The sequence below is a fragment of the Kitasatospora sp. NPDC053308 genome, assembly GCF_055585785.1.
The window spans coordinates 90,222-106,125 of sequence record NZ_JBVJJY010000013.1 but is presented as its reverse complement, the minus strand read 5'-3'; the positions used below and the strand labels follow the sequence as shown (position 1 = coordinate 106,125).

The following is a 15,904-nucleotide window of genomic DNA, read 5'->3' as shown; positions in this document are numbered from 1 at the left end:
TCCTCGCGAGCGCACCGGCCCTCAACGGGCCGTCCGCACGAGCACCGGCGGTCAGGCCTTCGGCTGCACCTGGCGCGCGGCCAGCCTCTGCAGCGGCAGCCGGTCGGTCTCGCCGGCGTCCTGCACCAGCTGGACGAACCAGGGCGCCACCCAGGTGTCGCTGCGGTACGGCCACTCGCCCTGGGCGAGGGCGGACCCGGGATACCACTCCGGAGCGGGCCTGGTCTCCGACCGGACTGCTGCGCAGAGCTCCACGAGGGGCTCGTCGTCGTCAGGCACACGGAATCCGAGCTCGGCCGTCACTCCGATCAGCCACCACTGGAAGTGCCGGCGCCGTTCCGACTCCGCGAGCTGCCTCACCGTACGGGTCGTGAGGCCCGCCGCACGGTAGGCCTCCAGCGCCAGCCCGTCCGGCGGCGCGATGACATGGGCGTTGTCGTCCGTCACCGAGAAGTCCGCCTCGGCGCCGCGCTGCGCCACCGCCCCCGCCGCCCGGTCGATCTCGTCGTAGGCGGCGGTGGTGAGCTCGGTGCCCGGTGCGAGGAACTCCTCGATGCCCTGGAAGAACTGCCCCGGCTGCTCGATGCGCAGCTCGGCGCCCGTCCGCTGCCGCAGCTCCTCGAAGAGCTGCGGCCACGGGCGCTTCCCGCCCTTGCCGTCGAGCTCCTCGTACCAGTCCTTCTTCGAATCAGCGGACACGAGCAGGACCCGTTTCACTGCCGGGTCAGCCGCCCTGTCCAGGATCTCGGCCCAGACGAGGTAGTCGCCGACCCGGTCCAGGGGCTTGCCCTTCCCGTCGTCAGCGAATCCAGGAGGGATCTCGTTCGGGAACCGGAAGGACAGGGCCTCCTCCAGCCTGCGCTGCACCACCGCATACTCGGTCGGCGGGGCGAGGCGGTCCCCGAAAAGCGCCGCCACCTCCGGCAGGACGGGATCGTCGGACTCGACAGCAGCGGGCAGGAGGTCGTGGCCGGACTTGAGCTGCTTGGCGTGGTCCCTCAGGAGGTCCTGCCACCCGGCCAGCAGGGCCTTGACGGACGCCTGGTTGATCGTCTCGTCCAGACCGCTCTGCGCCGCGTCGTCATTGGCGTACTTCTTCAGAAGCCGCTTCACGTGCGCGCTGGCAGCCAGCACCGATTTGTAGGCCTGCTGCAGGTGCCGGTCGATCACGGCCGGGGCGTCGCCGAGCTCCTTGCTGCGCTCGATGATCACACGGCGCCGGCCCCGCACAAACTCCTGCCCGACCTGGTACGGAAGCCAGAGGCGCCCGGAAATCTGCGCCAGGAGCGACAGAACCTGGTTGCGCACGGCAGGGTTGTACTCGTACAGGCTGAGGAGCACGTTGGTGTCGAGCACGACGAGGGCGTCCTCGAAGAACGCCTTCCGGTCGGCTGCTGCCACACCGCTGTCGGGGAGGATCCAGGATCGGAACTGCTCCACCAGCGGCAGGTCTGCCTGGTCCACGCTTTCTTGCTCCCTCCCCAGCTGCGGGTTCACCATCCTGTCGAGGCAAGCGGAACCCGTCAAGGCACAATTACGGAGCGCAGTCGCGTTAACGGTCCTGAGCCCTTCCCCCGGCTGTGCAGCGGGTCCTCTGTGCCCGGTGCGACCCCGCCCGGGAGCACCAGACCGGGGCGGCACCGCCCCCCTGCCCGGAGGCGAGCAGCGACCCGGGCGCCGGAGCGCGGCGTTTTGGGCTGTGTCACAGGTGTCGCCTACTCTTCAGGTTCTGCTGGTGCCACCTGTCACAGGGAAGCCTGCAAGCACATCCGGCCCGGATACCGGGCACATGCTCGCGAGGCGGCCGCCAGCAGCGGCAGCAGAGCAGGCGGCTGCCACTGGCAGAGGAATACGTCGGCGTCCGCTTCGAGGGCGGCGCCACCGAGAGGAGGTCTCATGGCACCTGAGCGCCTTGAGGTGGTAGAGATCTGCGCCGGCGCGGGCGGACAGTCCCTCGGCCTGCACAATGCGGGATTCACGCACAGGCTCGCCCTGGAGCTCGACCAGAACGCCGCCGCAACCCTCCGCCACAACCTCGCCCGGCTCATGGAGGCCGAGGGCGCGAGCCCCGAGGACGCCGCACTCCACGCGGAGGCCGTCGTCAAGATCGGGGACGTCGCCGATCCCTTGCTCTGGGACCCCAGCGCACACAAGGACGTCGACCTCCTCGCCGGGGGCGTCCCCTGCCCTCCGTTCAGCATCGCCGGCAACCAGCTCGGCGCGACGGACGAGCGGGACCTCTTCGCCTGGGCCGTGCACCTGTGCAGGGACATCCAGCCGAAGGCGCTGCTCCTGGAGAACGTCAAGGGCCTGAGCGGCAACCGGTTCTCCGCCTACCGCCAGCACATCCTCGAGCTCCTCCACGGCGCCGGATACGTCGGGGAATGGCGCCTGCTGGAGGCCCACCAGTTCGGCGTCTCCCAGCTCCGGCCGCGGTTCGTCCTGGTTGCCCTGCAGAAGGAGTTCGCCGAGTACTTCCACTGGCCCGAGCCCTCCAAGGAACCGGCTCCCACTGTGGGCGAGCTGCTCAAGGACCTCATGGGTGCCAACGGCTGGGCCGAAGAGCACGTGGAGGCGTGGGCCGAGAAGGCCTCCGCCATTGCGCCCACCATCGTCGGGGGCTCCAAGAAGCACGGCGGCGCCGACCTCGGCCCTACCCGGGCCAAGGCCGCGTGGCGTGCGCTGGGGGTCGACGCCATGGGCGTCGCCGACTCCGCCCCCGGGCCGGACACAGACGGCGACCACCTCCCGAAGCTCACCACCGCCATGGTCGCCCGCATCCAGGGCTGGTACGGCAAGGACTACCACTGGGAGTTCCAGGGCCGTAAGACCACGGTCTACCGCCAGATCGGCAACGCATTCCCACCGCCCGTCGCGGAGGCGCTCGGCAAGGCGATCGCCAGCGCCCTGCGCAAGGAGGAGAAGCGGCCCGACTCGGTCGAATGGGAGCACCCGGAACTCGACCCGGTCTACCTGCTGCTCCGCCACCACCCGGTCAAGACCCTCACCGCCCAGAAGATGGCCGACCTCATCGCCAGGTCCGGCGCGAAGAAGCTCCCGCCGCCAGAGATCGAGCGGCGCATCGCCCACATCGAGCGCGACTTCCACGTGGAGAAGACAGCGCGGAAGAACGGAGAGCTGGTGTACCGGCTCGGTGAGTTCAAGGCCTTCGTCGGCCAGCAGGACCACGCCCGCCACGACTACTTCGCCCAGCACCGGGGGAAGGTCAGCTGACGGTACCGCCTGCGCGCCGCTGCCGGACCTGGTCCACCACCATCGGCGCGCAGGCCGCCGGGGACTCGTGCTCCCAGAAGCGCAGTACGAGCCATCCCTCGGCCGCGAGCCGGGCGTCGGTGTCACGGTCCCGCTGGACGTTGCGGCCGATCTTCTCCCGCCAGTAGTCGGGGTTCGTCTTGGGCGGGACGAAATGCTCTGGGCACCCGTGCCAGAAGCAGCCGTCGACGAACACTGCGACCCGGGTCTGCCGGAACACCAGGTCGGCACTGCGACGCATGCCCTGCAGGGGCTTCGCAGCCACGCGGTACCGGAGCCCCGCAGCGTGGACGAGACGCCGGAGCGCGAGCTCCGGCTGGGTGTCCCGGCTGCGGTTGCCCAGCATGCTCCGCCGGTTGGCCGCCGACGACGCCCAGGACCCGGGCGGCGGGGCCCACTCCTGCGGTGTCTCCCCCGGTGTGCCAGTGGCCACGACACAGGCTCCTGTTGCTCGGGAGGACCGGGCGTCCGCCGCCGACGGGCGCCGGAAAGTCCTCGCTGCTGTTCCCCAATCGGGCGGTAGCCAGCCTAGTACTCCGCCACGACTTCGATGTCCTGCCTGTTCAGAAGGCTGCGCGGCGCTGAGGGCGCGGGCGCGCCGGGCTCCGTGCCGTGACCACACTCGGGATGCTATCGACGCCGCACCGTGCGCGGGCGGGATCGTCCTGGCGGCCACGGCTTCCTGGCTCCAGCCCGCCCCATGCCGGCATAGGAGGCAGCCCGGTGGGGATGGGCTCTGGCATGGCAGGAAGTCCCGACACGGTGCTGGTGGTGGTACGCGGCCCGGGCGGCGCGGGGAAGTCGAGCGTCGCCGCACGGCTGCGCGCCGCCTACGGGCGCGGCATCGCCGTCGTCGCCCAGGACCTGCTGCGGCGCACCGTACTGCGCGAGCGCGACGTCCCGGAAGGAGCAAACATCGGGCTTATCGACCTGGTGGCGCGCCACGCTCTCGACCACGGCTTCCACGTTGTCGTCGAGGGCATCCTCGACGCCGAGCGCTACGGGGGGATGCTGGCCCGGCTCACCGCCGACCACCGCGGGCGCAACCACCTCTACTACCTCGACGTCGACTTCGACGAGACCGTACGCCGGCACGCCACCCGCCCCCAGGCCGCCGAGTTCTCCCCCGACGACATGGCCGGGTGGTACCGGGCTCACGACCTCCTCCCCCACGGCACCGAACACGTCATCAGCCGGCACAGCACCCTCGACGAGACCGTCCAGCGGATCCTCATCGACACCGCCCTCACCCCGACCGGCTGGACTCCCCGCCCCTGACCGCGCACTCCGACCGGAACGCCGCTCGCGGGATACGCGTGGGGAACGGCTCGGCCGACGCCGCCCTGTGCGCAGCAGCCGCTGAAGCTGATCGGCGGTGGGGACTTTCAGAGTGCCGCACGCGGAGGACGTCCGAGCGCAGGGCAATGGTCGAGCCGTTCGGCAGGCTGCGCCGCACGGGAAGGCAGTCCGTCCCGGCGAGGACGGCTCGGCCGGTTCGACGGCACCGCCCTGGTTGTCGTTGTCGTCGGGCAGGGCGCGTTCTGACGGGTGCCCACGGTCGTCGTCGGGCTGGCTGCCTCGCGGGATATCCGGTGTTCCTGGCAGCCTCCAAGCCGCCACGACCGGTGCAGGTCGCCTTCGACGTCGGCCTGCGCGAGCAGGGGCGGTGAAGAACCGCTCCCAGGTTCCGTCGATCGCCCAGTACCGGAGCCGGGTGTAGGCCCCTTCTACAAGCCGTACTTCGCGGGCAGGAACCAGGGACGCTACGCCCAGCAAGATGTCGAGGGCCGTGCAGACCGCTCTCAGACTGCCGCCGCTACCGCGGGTCGCGGCTGAGGCAGGCCGAATGCCGCAGCAGCGACGTGTGCGGCAAGCAGAGGCGGCACGGCGTTGCCCGCCTGCTCGTACTGCTTCGTCTGGGTTCCCTGCCACGGATAGCCTGCGGGGAAGGACTGCAGCAGGCCCGCCTCCTGGACCGTGATGCGCGCTGTGTCGGGTGCGGCGGTGCGGCCCTTCCACAAGCCTCGGTCGCGGGACTCGGCAAGAGCGCGGCGGGCCTGGGTCGGGAAGGGCTCGGCACCGCCGGTCTTCCCCCCTCCGGCAGTGACTGTGGGGGCCGGCCGGTCGGTGGCACCCCAGCCGATGCCCTCCGCCATGGAGACCCAGCGGGCGCGCGCCTCCCCGAAGAGGCTGCCTTCCTCCCCGTATTCGGTGTGGGTGGGCTCGGGAGGCTGTGCGGTGCGCAGCCTCGACGCGATAAGGATGGCGCGGCGTCGGCTCTGCGGGACGCCGTAGTCGGCCGCGTTCAGGTTGCCGCACCAGGTGCTGTAGCCCCAGCTGCGGAGCACCTCCGCATAGTGGCGGAACAGGGGGAGGGCGTCGGGGACCTCCTCCATCACCACGTCCTCGGGGCGCAGACCGCTGAGGTAGCGCATGGGCTCAGCAGCGAGGAGGGAACGGGGGTCCTTGCAAGCGGCCAGCAGCTCCGCCCGTGTATCACGGTCGCGGGCAAGGTCATCGATAGCTTGGTGAACTAGGGGTTGGTCCTCGAGTCCGAGCTGCTTGCCTGCCCGCGACCAAGCCTGGCAGGGCGGAGACGCGATGAGACGACGGATACGGCCGGCCATTGGCGCAGTCGCGATCTGGGCGACGTCCGCACGAACAGTCCGGTGTCGCGCACTCGCTCGCGTCTGGCAGGCCGCGGCATCCCATTCGACCCCGATGTCAGTGATGCCGTGAAAGGCGCGCAGCCCCTCAGACCAGCCGCCGGGCCCGGCGAAGAGGTCCAGGGTGTCAGGGGCATCAGGGGCAGGCATTAGGTCTCTCCGAAGCAAGTGCGGTGGCAGAATGGCGCGGTCAGGCCCAATTTGCCGCACCGTGTGGGGCTGATGGTGCGGAAACGACCGGCAGCCGACTCGAACGACCATACAGGCGCGGACCGTCAATGCGGCTGCCGGGACGGAGCAGCCGCCTCCACGGGGCCCTTCATGCACAGACCCGCTGGTCCAGGCTTGCGGGCCTTCCTGCACCGAGCAAGTTCCGCACCGAACACCGGGCCCTCTGCTGACCGCTTTCACTCGCGTGTCCGCTGCCCCTCATGGCTCACCCATTCCGAAGCACTCATCATGAGCGCACTTCCCTAATGTGCTTGTGCGCGCAAGCACATACCCAGCCTCAGAATCGCACGGCTGGCCCGGCACCGGGGTGGCAACCGCGGCCAGGTCCTCCCGCGGGCCGCCGCCTCGCGGCCGGACCGCATCAGGGCCGCATGGACCAGGCGGGCGCCACGCCGCCGACGGCCCCGTGCAGACCCGTGAGGTACGCCTAGAGGTTTTTCTGCGCGGACCGGAACGGCTCGTCCTCCCAGACAGCCTCCCCCAGCAGGTCTGTGAAGACGGTAGGCATCGGGGTGGCCGTCAGCTGTCATCTACGGGGTACCCGAGGGCGCGGGCTTCGCCGGCGATGGTGGCGAAGTCGCCGCGGGCCGAGAGCGCGGTGACCGTGCGGCGGTCGAGCGGGGCGCCGTTGAGGACGGCCGCGACGGCATCCTCGTCGACGGTGCGCGTGTAGTAGTCCTGGGCGTAGTCGGCGAAGGCCCGAGTGCCGTCAGGCGCGGTGAGGAGGTCGAAGAGCCAGTCGGCACCGTCCGTGTCGCCGTCGGCGAACTCGACCGGCCCGCATCGCCAGGCGGTGGATCCGGTCTCGTACCAGGCGCACACGGTCGCGTCGAAGAAGCCGTCGAACAGGAATTCCTCCGCCTGTGCGTAGGGCGCGAGTGAGGCGGGCAGCCCGTCGAGCAGTCCGGGCCAGTGGGCGCGGTCCTCCTCGCGCCATGGCGTGGCGTCGCTCTCGTGGTCGAAGCCATAGAGGAACACGCCGGCCGGGTCGAATACGACGGCGTACTGGTCACCGGAGCCGGTGTCCATGAAGGCCAGGTCGACGCCCGAGCGCCAGTCGACGGTGAAGGTGTGGCCGGGGGCGTACGGCACGGAGACGATCGCGTCGAGCAGTGCCACAGCGCGGCAGCGGGCCCGCAGGTCGTCAGGTCGGGGCAAGGCGGCGATGAGGTCGTGGACAGTCATAACGCTACCCAACACGACGCCACCGACAAGCCGCCCTCGGAGACCTTCGGGGCCGCAGTGGGACCGGTGCCGGTCGTTGGGTCAGGTCGGGCGGCCTGAGCCGCTGGCGGCGGTACCCGCTCCGAGCGCCGGTTCAGCTCGTTCATCGTGGGCCTGTTCGTCGGGGCGGAATGCTGTGCACGGCTGGGGCTCGGGGGCGTGCTGGTGCCCGGTGGTGCGGGCCGCGGCGTGCAGTGGACAAGCTGTGATGTCGAACGGCGTGAACGGACCCGCGCCGAACACCTGGGCCAGCCAGGAGGCGGAGGCCTTCGCCGCCCACCTGCGGCGCACCCGCCGCGCGTCCTGTGGCTGACCGACCCGCTGGAACGGGCCTCGGCCTCCTGCAGGGTGCGGCACGACGGAGTGCCGCGGACGGTCAGTCCCGGGACCGATCCGAACGGCCTGCTGGCCGCGCTCGGCGCCGGCCGGCTGCCTGTCGACCCGGGCCGGGGCCGGGGCCGGGGCCGGGTGCGGCTCACGGTCCGAGGGGTCGGCCCCCGGGGGGCTCGCCGCGTCAGGTGCCGGGGAGCAGGGAGGCGAGGTAGGCCTGGGTCTCGGGGTCGGTGGAGTAGAGGCGGGTGCCGCGGGTGGCCCGGGTGGCGAGGACGCGGTAGGTGTTCAGGGCGTAGAACCGGTAGCGCTCGGGCGGGAGGGTGCGCAGCTGTCGGGCGTCGTGGCTGGCTTCGGGGTGGGCCTGCCAGCGGTCGCGGCGGCGGACGAGGTCGGGGCCGAGGATGACGGCGCCGAAGGCGTATTCGAGGCCTTGGGCGGTGTAGATGCAGCCGACCTGGTCGTGGCCGCCGCGGTCGGTCGCCCAGTAGGGGCGGGCCGGGACGTCGGGGAAGCCGGGGACGGGCTGTTCGGCGCGCAGGTTCCAGGGGCGGGCCCAGGAGCGTTCGTCGTGGTCCGGGCCGTGCCAGCGGATGGCGACCTCCGGCTCGAGCGGGGGGACGTCGGTCGCGTTCCAGGGCCAGCAGAAGCCCGCGGTGATCCGGGCGCTGTGGCCGCGCGCGGTGTGGCCGTCGACCCAGGAGGCGAGCGTCTCGGGGTCGGCGGCCAGGGCGAGGTCGTAGCCGGCGCCGCTCCATGGGAGTGGGGTGCCGGTCTCGGAGAACAGGGTGTCGACCCAGTGGTGGTAGGCCTGGGAGCCGTTGCAGCGGAACTGGGTGTCGAGGTCGATACGCCGGAACGCCGCCCCGGCGGCGTGCGCGTGGTGTTCCAGTTCGTCGGCCTTGAGGCCTTCGGTGGGGCGCACGATCTGGCGCTCGTCGAGGAACAGGACGAGGACGGCGACCTGTTCGAGGAGCTTGCGCAGGACGATGGGGAAGCCGGGGCCGCGCTGGTCCGGGTAGGTGGCGGCGCGGTGGGCCTCGTCGAGGAGGACGACGCTGCTCTTGTCCAGGCCGCCTGGATTCTTGTTCTTGAACGTCGCGACGAGGCCGCGGGCGTCCTCGCTGAGCAGCCGCTGGAGCTGGCGGGTGAGGGTGCCGGAGGGGGTCAGCAGGCGGGGGTTGCTGCCGGATGTGCCGCACAGGTCGCCCATGACGCGGGCGGCGATGGCCGTCTTGCCGGTCCCCGGGCCGCCGGTGACGACGACCATGGCGCCCGGCCGCGCTTCCCCGTCGGTGGGGGTCCGGTGAGCGGCCGCCTGTGTGACGGCGTCGAGGATCGCCAGACGGGCCCGGTCCTGTTCGCCGATGAGGAAGAACTGGCGGCGGCGCTCGATGTTGGCCGCCAGCCGCTCCAGGACGCGCTCGGAGGGCCGGTGGCGGCCTTCGAGGAAGCGGTCGACGGCGTCCTGCGGTGCGGGCCCGAGGCCGGCGCAGCCGAGGCGTCGCGCGAGTTCCTCGGCGGGCACACTGCTCGCGAGGTCGTCGCGGCCGAGGAGGGGGAACTCGGCGCTCGGCCCACCGGCGGAGGCCATGCCCCGCAGGCGGTCGATCAGGTCGGCGGGGGCGTTGTGAAGGACCACCGTGCCCTTGGCCCGTACGCCGCTGCCGCCGTCGGCCCAGTCCCGCAGGTAGTGGACGTAGCCGCCGACCTGGCGGGCGGGATGGGGGACGGTCCGCCCACCGACCTCCAGCGACGCGGAGAGTCCCGGTGACGGCCGGGCCCACGTCCACTGCTTCAGCTCGACCACCACGACGGTCAGGATGCCGTCCGCGTCCTGGCCGACGACCGCGGCGTCGACGCGCTCGCCCGTCCCCGGGAGGGAGAGCTCCAGCAGGACGTCGAGGTCCCCGAGTCCCGCGCGCACCAACGCGTCGAGGAGGACCGGCCAGCTGCGCTGCCAGCTGGCGATCTCCTGCGGCCCCGGCTCCGCGCCGTGCAGGGCTTCGAACCGCTTCGTGCACTCGCCGATGAACGCCGGCTGCGCGGCTCGCCGCGCGACGTCGCCGATGACCCCCCGGTGTACGTACATGACCGATGCATATCACCGGTGTCTGACAGGACGTCACGGGAGGGTGCCGTCGGAGGTGAGGGCCTCGAGGGGGCTGCGCCCTCGCATGGTGTTCAGAGGACGGGTGCGGCGGGTCCGGTCAGGGCGGGTTCGGGGGCCGGCGGCGCGGCGGAGTTGTTCCGGTGCCAGTCGAAGTACACGGCGCTCTCCGGTGTGTGGGCGGTGCAGCGGCGGCCTTCGAGGGTCTTGGCGACGGTGAGGAGGTCGGCGGAGGCGGCGCCCTTGGGGGAGACCTCCACGATGCCCTCGGGGGACACCCGGATGAAGCCGTCCTCGAACAGGGCGTCGCAGCCGAGCAGGCAGGCGGCCATCAGGTTCGCGAGGTGGGAGCGCTGTTCGAGGTTGCAGCGTGACCTCTTGCGCACGTGGGCCGCGCGGACGAGCCGGGAGGGCAGCGTCCGCCCACAGAGGTCGCAGCGGATGGAGCCGGCCCCGTTGAACTTCTCGCGGCGGAGCCGGGCCTGCTCTCGGCGGGCGAAGGTGACCACGGCCCGGTCCAGGTTGTCGCCCAGGTCGAGGTAGCGGTCCTGGTTCTGGGCGGAGGTCGGGCCGTGCCAGGAGACGGGGAGCGGCGGCTGCTCGGCGGCGGCTTCCTCAGGGGATGCCGGCTGGTGCTCGATGGAGTCGACCAGCCTGGTCATGACGTCGGGGTCGGCGACGGGGACCGGGGCGCCCTGCTTGTTCGCGGAGAGGCGGAAGGCCTCCATGGCGGCGGCGCCGAGCTGTGCTCCGGCGACGGCGGACTCGAGGTCCAGGACGTCCAGGGGGACGCGCACCGGGTAGACGTCGTCGGGCCAGACCTCGCTCTGGTCGGGGTAGACGGTCCCGGTGACCTGGGCGACGGCCAGTTCGCGCAGGACCGCGTCGGCCCAGTCGCCGGCGGGGACACGGGCGTTCGGTCCCCGGTGGCCGAACAGGATGTAGTCGCCGGGCTTCAGCGCGGCCAGGACTCGCGGGGTGTCGGCCTTGTCGGCGGTATCGCGCTTCCAGCCCCATAGGGACTCGCGCAGGCCGATCTGGAAGTTCCGCTTCGACGGAGCGGGGACGTACACGGCGACGACGGACACGTCGTGGTCCTCCACGGCTCGACTCTCCGCCGCGAAGCGGTGAGTTCGGTGGTTGCGGTCTGACGGTGACGCGGGTCCCGCCGGGCGGGAGATGGCGTCACCGGGGCCAGGTCTACCAGACGGGGCTGACGGTGCGGAAGCGGTTTCCCTGACGACGGAACACCGGACCTGCGTGCCGTGGCTTCGGTCGCTTGGGTCGCTTCGGTGGCTGCGCGGCTCACGGACGTCGGACAGGTCCGTACCTGGGTCGCTTGGGTCGCTTCCGTCGCTGGGAACCGCCCGTCAGGGGAGACGGTCGGCCGGGCTCGGAGGTGGTACGGCCGCTCCTGGAGCTCAGCCGCAGCGACCGAAGCGACGCACTCGTCCCTGTCGGGGGGTGGGTGCTGCGTGCCGGCCGCCTCGAGGGACCTCGCCAGTGCCGGTTCTCCTGCGGTACGCACGGGCGAACCGGAGCCACCGAAGCGACTCAAGCGACCGAAGCAGCGGCTTTTCCGGACAGAAGTCCGTAGATCGAACTGCGGTTCCAGGGGGCAGGGGGCTGCCTTCCGGTCCGGGGCTGAGCTACTGAAGCGACCCAAGCGACCGACAACGGGGTCTTCCAAGCAGCTCCGACACGCGCGACACGCCGAGCGACCGGGCGGGAGAGACTCGGTAGCTTCGGTCGCTGAGCTTCAGTCGCTGGACAAAACCGCAGGTCAGAGGCTGTTAACCTACCTCCGCAGCGACTGAAGCGACTCAAGTTCGGGTATATGAAGACATTCCCGTGTGCGTGTGCGCGTTATAGACCCGGGCTTGAGTCGCTTCAGTCGCTGTTCGGCTGGAAAAAACGGCTTCCACCTGCGGAAACGCCGACAGACCGAGAACAGCGACCGAAGTGGCTCGGTCGCTGCCCCAGGGTTCGGTCGCTCAGTTCCCCCGCGAGGTCCGCCACTCCGCGTGCGCACGTCCTCGCTCGGATAGTCTGTGTGAGCTATCTTCTGGACTTCGGTCGCTTCAGTCGCTGATTCGGCGCTCACCGGTGCCCTGACCTGGGTTTTTGCCCTCAGCGACTGAACGAGCGACCGAACGTCGGACAGCTACCGAGCGACCGAAGCAAGCTGAAGCAGCTACTGAACCGAGGGGGAGGGACCCGCGTGACGGCGCCGCAGGCCGTGGGGAGCGACCGAACGGGCCGCCAGCCGGACACGCTGGCCGTCGCCCGCTGGTGCGCCGCCCAGGGCTGGCCCGTCCATCCGCTGGCCCCCGGCCGCAAGACCCCGCCCGCGAACTGCCAGGCCTGCCAGGACTCCCCCCACTCCCCCACCGAGTGCCCGTGCCCCGGGGCCGGCCGCTGGTGCCACGGCTTCCACGCCGCCACCCTCGACCAGGACGTCATCACCGCCTGGTGGCGGACCAACCCCGACTTCGGCACCGGCGTCGCCTGCGGCCCGGCCGACCTGGTCGTCATCGACGTCGACAGCCACCCCGCCACCGTCCCCGCCAGGGACCGCATCCTGCCCGGCATCCCGATCCACGACCACGTCGACCTCGGCGGGCTGGAGAACGGCTACCACACCCTCGCCCTGCTGGCCGCCCTGCGCCACTGCCCCGACCCGGCCGAGGACACCGGCACCTTGCGCGTGCGCACCCCCTCCGGCGGCCTGCACATCTGGTACCTGGACGACACCCGCCACCGCTTCACCTGCTCCACCGGCTCCTCCACCGGGCGGGCCCTGGCCTGGCAGGTCGACGTCCGCGCCCACGGAGGCTACATCGTCGCCCCCGGCACGACCACGGCCGCCGGCACCTACACGCCCCTGCCCGGTGCGAGAACCCCCGCCCCACTCCCCCGGTGGCTCGCCGAAGAACTCGTCCGCACCGGGCACCTGAAGGTCAGGCAGGACATCCAGCGCCCCGTCCCGGCCCCCGTCCCCGACCGCGCCCGCCAGGCCGTGGTGGCCGCCGGCGGCGGCAAGCGCGGAGCCGAACGCGTCCTCGACACCGTCCTGCAGGACGTCACCGACTGCGCCACCACCCCCGAGGGAGCCGGATTCACCGGCAAGCTCAACCGCGCCGCCTACACCGTCGGAGGCCTCGTCTCCGCCGGGCACCTGACCCACGCCGCCGCCGAGCAGCTCCTCCTCGACGCGGCCCGCACCGCCCGGCCCGCCCAGGACCGGCACAGCTCCGCCGTCATCCGTTCCGGCCTCGCCGCCGGCGCCCGGCAGCCCCTGCACATCGGGAAGGCCCGCGGATGACCGACAGCACCCGCAAGAGGACGGTCTTCGACCCCGTGGCCGCAGCCCAGCAGATCCTGGAGTACCCGCCGGTCCCAGGCCCCTCCCAAGCCCCCTGGCACGGCGCCGTCGTCCAGGACAGCCTCCTCGACGAGCCCGCCGAGGAGACCGTCCAGGGACCCGCGCAGCCCTTCCACACCGCGGCACCGAGCGCACCGGCCGCCCGGGCCCACACCGCCCCCCACGCCGCCCCCCACGCGGGCCCACAGGCCAGCGCCCACGGCCTGCTGCCCGACTCCCTCTCCGACCGCGGCAACGCCAAGCTCTTCGTCCACCTCTACGGACGCGACTACCGCCACGTCCCCGGCATCGGCTGGTACCGCTGGTCCACCCACCGCTGGCAGCTCGACGAGGACGACACCGTCCTGTGGGCCGCCGGCGAGATGGCCGAGAGCATCGCCACCCACGACCCCCGCGGCCTCTACACCAACACCGACCTGCGCCGGCACCGCCGCCGCGCCCTGTCCACCTCCGGCATGAACGCCATGCTCGCCCAGGCCAAGTCCGCGCCCGGCATGGTCCTCAACGCCGCCCTCCTGGACGCCGACGCCTACGCCCTGTGCACCCCCGGCGGCGTGGTCGACCTGCGCACCGGCGCCATCGTGCCGCCGGACCCGAAGGTCCACCACCACTCCCGCTCCACCACCCTCGCCCCCGCCCGGATGCCCACCCCGCGCTGGGACCGCTTCCTTACCGACACCTTCGGCGACGACAAGGAAGGCCGCCAGACCCGCGACTTCCTCCACCTGCTGCTCGGCTACTCGATCAGCGGCGACGTCGGCGCCCAGGTCATGCCCTTCCTCTACGGCCAGGGCAAGAACGGCAAGTCCGTCCTCCTCGACGTCATGATCCAGCTGCTCGGCGACTACGCCGACGCGGCCCCGCCCGGCTTCCTCATGGCCAAGACCTTCGACGGCCACCCCACCGACCTCGCCGAGCTCCACGGCCGGCGCATCATCGTCTGCTCCGAGCTCAAGCCCGGCGACCGCTTCGACGAGGCCCGGGTCAAGCTGCTCACCGGCGGCGACAAGATCAAGGCCCGCCGGATGCGCCAGGACTTCTTCTCCTTCGAGCCCACCCACAAGCTCTGGCTGCTCGGCAACCACCGCCCCGAGGTCGGCACCGGCGGCTTCGCCTTCTGGCGGCGCATGCGCCTGATCCCCTTCGAACGGGTCGTCCCCGAGGAACGCAAGATCGACAACCTCGCCCACGTCCTGGTCGCCGAGGAAGGCCCGGGCATCCTCGCCTGGCTCATCGACGGCGCCCGCCGCTACTTCGCCGGGGAGAAGGACCTCGCCGGCCCGCAGGCCGTCCAGACCGCCACCACCGCCTACGCGGAGACCGAGGACCACGTCGGCCGCTTCCTCAAGGAGGCCTGCGTCACCGGCGAGGGCATGCGCGCCGAACAGGCCCAGCTCTTCGGCGCCTACACCCGGTGGTGCGGATTCGAGGGGGCCAATCCCGTATCCGGGCGGGCCTTCGCCGCACGAGTCCGCGAGACACTGGGTATGACCTCTCCCAAGGAGATGGTCCTGTCCAACAGCCGCAAGTACTACCCGGGCATCGGCCTGATCACTGACGACACAGAGGAGCACACCGCGTGAGCGCGCTGATCGACCCGGCCGAGCTCGCCCACGAAACCGACCTCGTCTGGCTGGAGGACACCTCCGACCTCGACTACGTCCGTCAGTCGCTGGACCGGCTCACCACCCGCCGCGGCCGCCCCGCCTACCACCGCGACGGCCGCATGGTCGGCTACGCGATCCTCGGCCCCGACGCCAAGTCCTCCCGCGCCTCCGGCACCTTCCGCCGCCGCGTCTTCTGGCTGCTCCCCCACGACCGCGACCAGGACCCGGACGGCCTGTACTCCACCGGCGCCCCGTCGGAGGCCGTCGACCCGCGCACCGTGGCCCCCGGGGTCAAGGGCTACAAGACCGAGCGCTCCGAGGGCGGCCCGGCCTCCCCGGCGATGCTCGAGCTGGGGATAACGCTTCCGAAGGCCTGAGCGCGTCGGTCGACGGCGGTGGGGTGCCACCCGAGTCCCGGGTGGCACCCCCTCCGTTGTACTGGCGGCTTTCGCGGCACGGGTTCATCCCGGTGAAGCCCTCACCAGCCCGCCTGAGAACTCATGACGGAGTGACCGCTCGGGGCCGGTTCCTCGTGGTGGAGTGCCGTCGGGCAGCATGGGGCCATGCACGTCGATCAGCCCCTGCCACGCGAGATGAAGGCCGTCGATTCGGCGTCCCTGTTCGGACTTGAGAGGCGGGCGTGTGACCTCGGTCTGAACCAGCGGTTGGACCCGACGTGGTTGCAGGCGAATGCGGCACCCGACGGAACTCACTACCTGCGACCGGCTCTCTGGCACGGCCTCTCCCACCGCCCGGGCGTTCCGCACCAGTTGCGGTGCGAGCTGCTGATCGTTGTGCGGACGGGAGAGCAGGTGATGAGCCTGTTGGACGTGCTCCCCGACGATTTCGCCCCGTTGCCGCGGGTGACCTCACGGGAAGAAGCCATACAGGTCAGCCGGCTCCTCGACCGTGCCCCTTCGGTTGCCGAGTGGCTGCTGAAGGAGAGCGAGGGCTCGGGCGGACTGTGACAGGCGCCCCCGGCAGATGAGTGCGCTACCCGGAGCGAGGAGGGCTCCGTGGATGTCGTCGGGTGCGCGATGCGCCGGTCGGCGGCACTGTGCGGGCCCGTCGGGCCCCG

The 15,904-nt window shown here is 71.5% G+C and carries 12 protein-coding genes; 6 read left to right on the top strand and 6 right to left on the bottom strand.

The genetic code is table 11. The features are described 5' to 3' along the window. Positions 1-51: 51 nt before the first annotated feature. Positions 52-1,464, bottom strand: a complete 1,413-nt coding sequence (locus ACZ6Y7_RS26165; RefSeq protein WP_465760371.1) for a PIN-like domain-containing protein — start codon at positions 1,462-1,464, stop codon at positions 52-54. 432 nt (positions 1,465-1,896) lie between these two features. Here ACZ6Y7_RS26165 and ACZ6Y7_RS26160 point away from each other — a divergent pair, with 432 nt between their 5' ends. Beyond that, the gene (locus tag ACZ6Y7_RS26160) at positions 1,897-3,234 is read left to right on the top strand and encodes a DNA cytosine methyltransferase (RefSeq protein WP_465760370.1); all 1,338 of its coding nucleotides are present in this window, start codon (positions 1,897-1,899) and stop codon (positions 3,232-3,234) included. On the opposite strand, the gene ACZ6Y7_RS26155 is transcribed toward ACZ6Y7_RS26160, so the two are convergent. Beyond that, a complete protein-coding gene (locus ACZ6Y7_RS26155; RefSeq protein WP_465760369.1) occupies positions 3,227-3,706 on the bottom strand; it encodes a very short patch repair endonuclease in 480 nt (159 codons plus the stop codon). The genes ACZ6Y7_RS26160 and ACZ6Y7_RS26155 overlap by 8 nt on opposite strands. Positions 3,707-4,014: 308 nt before the next feature. On the opposite strand from ACZ6Y7_RS26155, the gene ACZ6Y7_RS26150 reads away from it, so the two are divergent. Further along, entirely contained in the window at positions 4,015-4,551 is a 537-nt protein-coding gene (locus ACZ6Y7_RS26150; RefSeq protein WP_465760368.1) for an AAA family ATPase, read from the top strand. Between the two features lie 524 nt (positions 4,552-5,075). On the opposite strand, the gene ACZ6Y7_RS26145 is transcribed toward ACZ6Y7_RS26150, so the two are convergent. The 4 genes from ACZ6Y7_RS26145 to ACZ6Y7_RS26130 all read right to left on the bottom strand — a co-directional run bounded on the left by ACZ6Y7_RS26145 (position 5,076) and on the right by ACZ6Y7_RS26130 (position 10,937). Next, complete coding sequence (locus ACZ6Y7_RS26145) at positions 5,076-6,089, bottom strand: DNA cytosine methyltransferase (protein ID WP_465760367.1); 1,014 nt, start codon at positions 6,087-6,089, stop codon at positions 5,076-5,078. Between the two features lie 600 nt (positions 6,090-6,689). Then, a complete protein-coding gene (locus ACZ6Y7_RS26140) occupies positions 6,690-7,355 on the bottom strand; it encodes a hypothetical protein (protein ID WP_465760366.1) in 666 nt (221 codons plus the stop codon). Positions 7,356-7,908: 553 nt separating this feature from the next. Next, entirely contained in the window at positions 7,909-9,816 is a 1,908-nt protein-coding gene (locus tag ACZ6Y7_RS26135; protein WP_465760365.1) for a DNA/RNA helicase domain-containing protein, read from the bottom strand. 92 nt (positions 9,817-9,908) lie between these two features. Then, entirely contained in the window at positions 9,909-10,937 is a 1,029-nt protein-coding gene (locus ACZ6Y7_RS26130; RefSeq protein WP_465760364.1) for a hypothetical protein, read from the bottom strand. A gap of 1,118 nt (positions 10,938-12,055) precedes the next feature. Here ACZ6Y7_RS26130 and ACZ6Y7_RS26125 point away from each other — a divergent pair. From ACZ6Y7_RS26125 to ACZ6Y7_RS26110, 4 genes are all read left to right on the top strand, one after another. Continuing rightward, positions 12,056-13,159, top strand: coding sequence for a bifunctional DNA primase/polymerase (locus tag ACZ6Y7_RS26125; RefSeq protein WP_465760363.1), 1,104 nt, complete (start codon positions 12,056-12,058; stop codon positions 13,157-13,159). Continuing rightward, positions 13,156-14,802, top strand: coding sequence for a DNA primase family protein (locus ACZ6Y7_RS26120; protein WP_465760362.1), 1,647 nt, complete (start codon positions 13,156-13,158; stop codon positions 14,800-14,802). Before ACZ6Y7_RS26125 ends, ACZ6Y7_RS26120 begins: the two co-directional genes overlap by 4 nt. Further along, positions 14,799-15,203 (top strand): DUF6009 family protein, encoded by a 405-nt coding sequence (locus tag ACZ6Y7_RS26115; RefSeq protein ID WP_030240262.1) that lies wholly within the window; start codon positions 14,799-14,801, stop codon positions 15,201-15,203. Before ACZ6Y7_RS26120 ends, ACZ6Y7_RS26115 begins: the two co-directional genes overlap by 4 nt. Positions 15,204-15,389: 186 nt before the next feature. After that, complete coding sequence (locus tag ACZ6Y7_RS26110; protein ID WP_465760361.1) at positions 15,390-15,794, top strand: hypothetical protein; 405 nt, start codon at positions 15,390-15,392, stop codon at positions 15,792-15,794. The last annotated feature ends 110 nt before the right edge of the window (positions 15,795-15,904 follow it).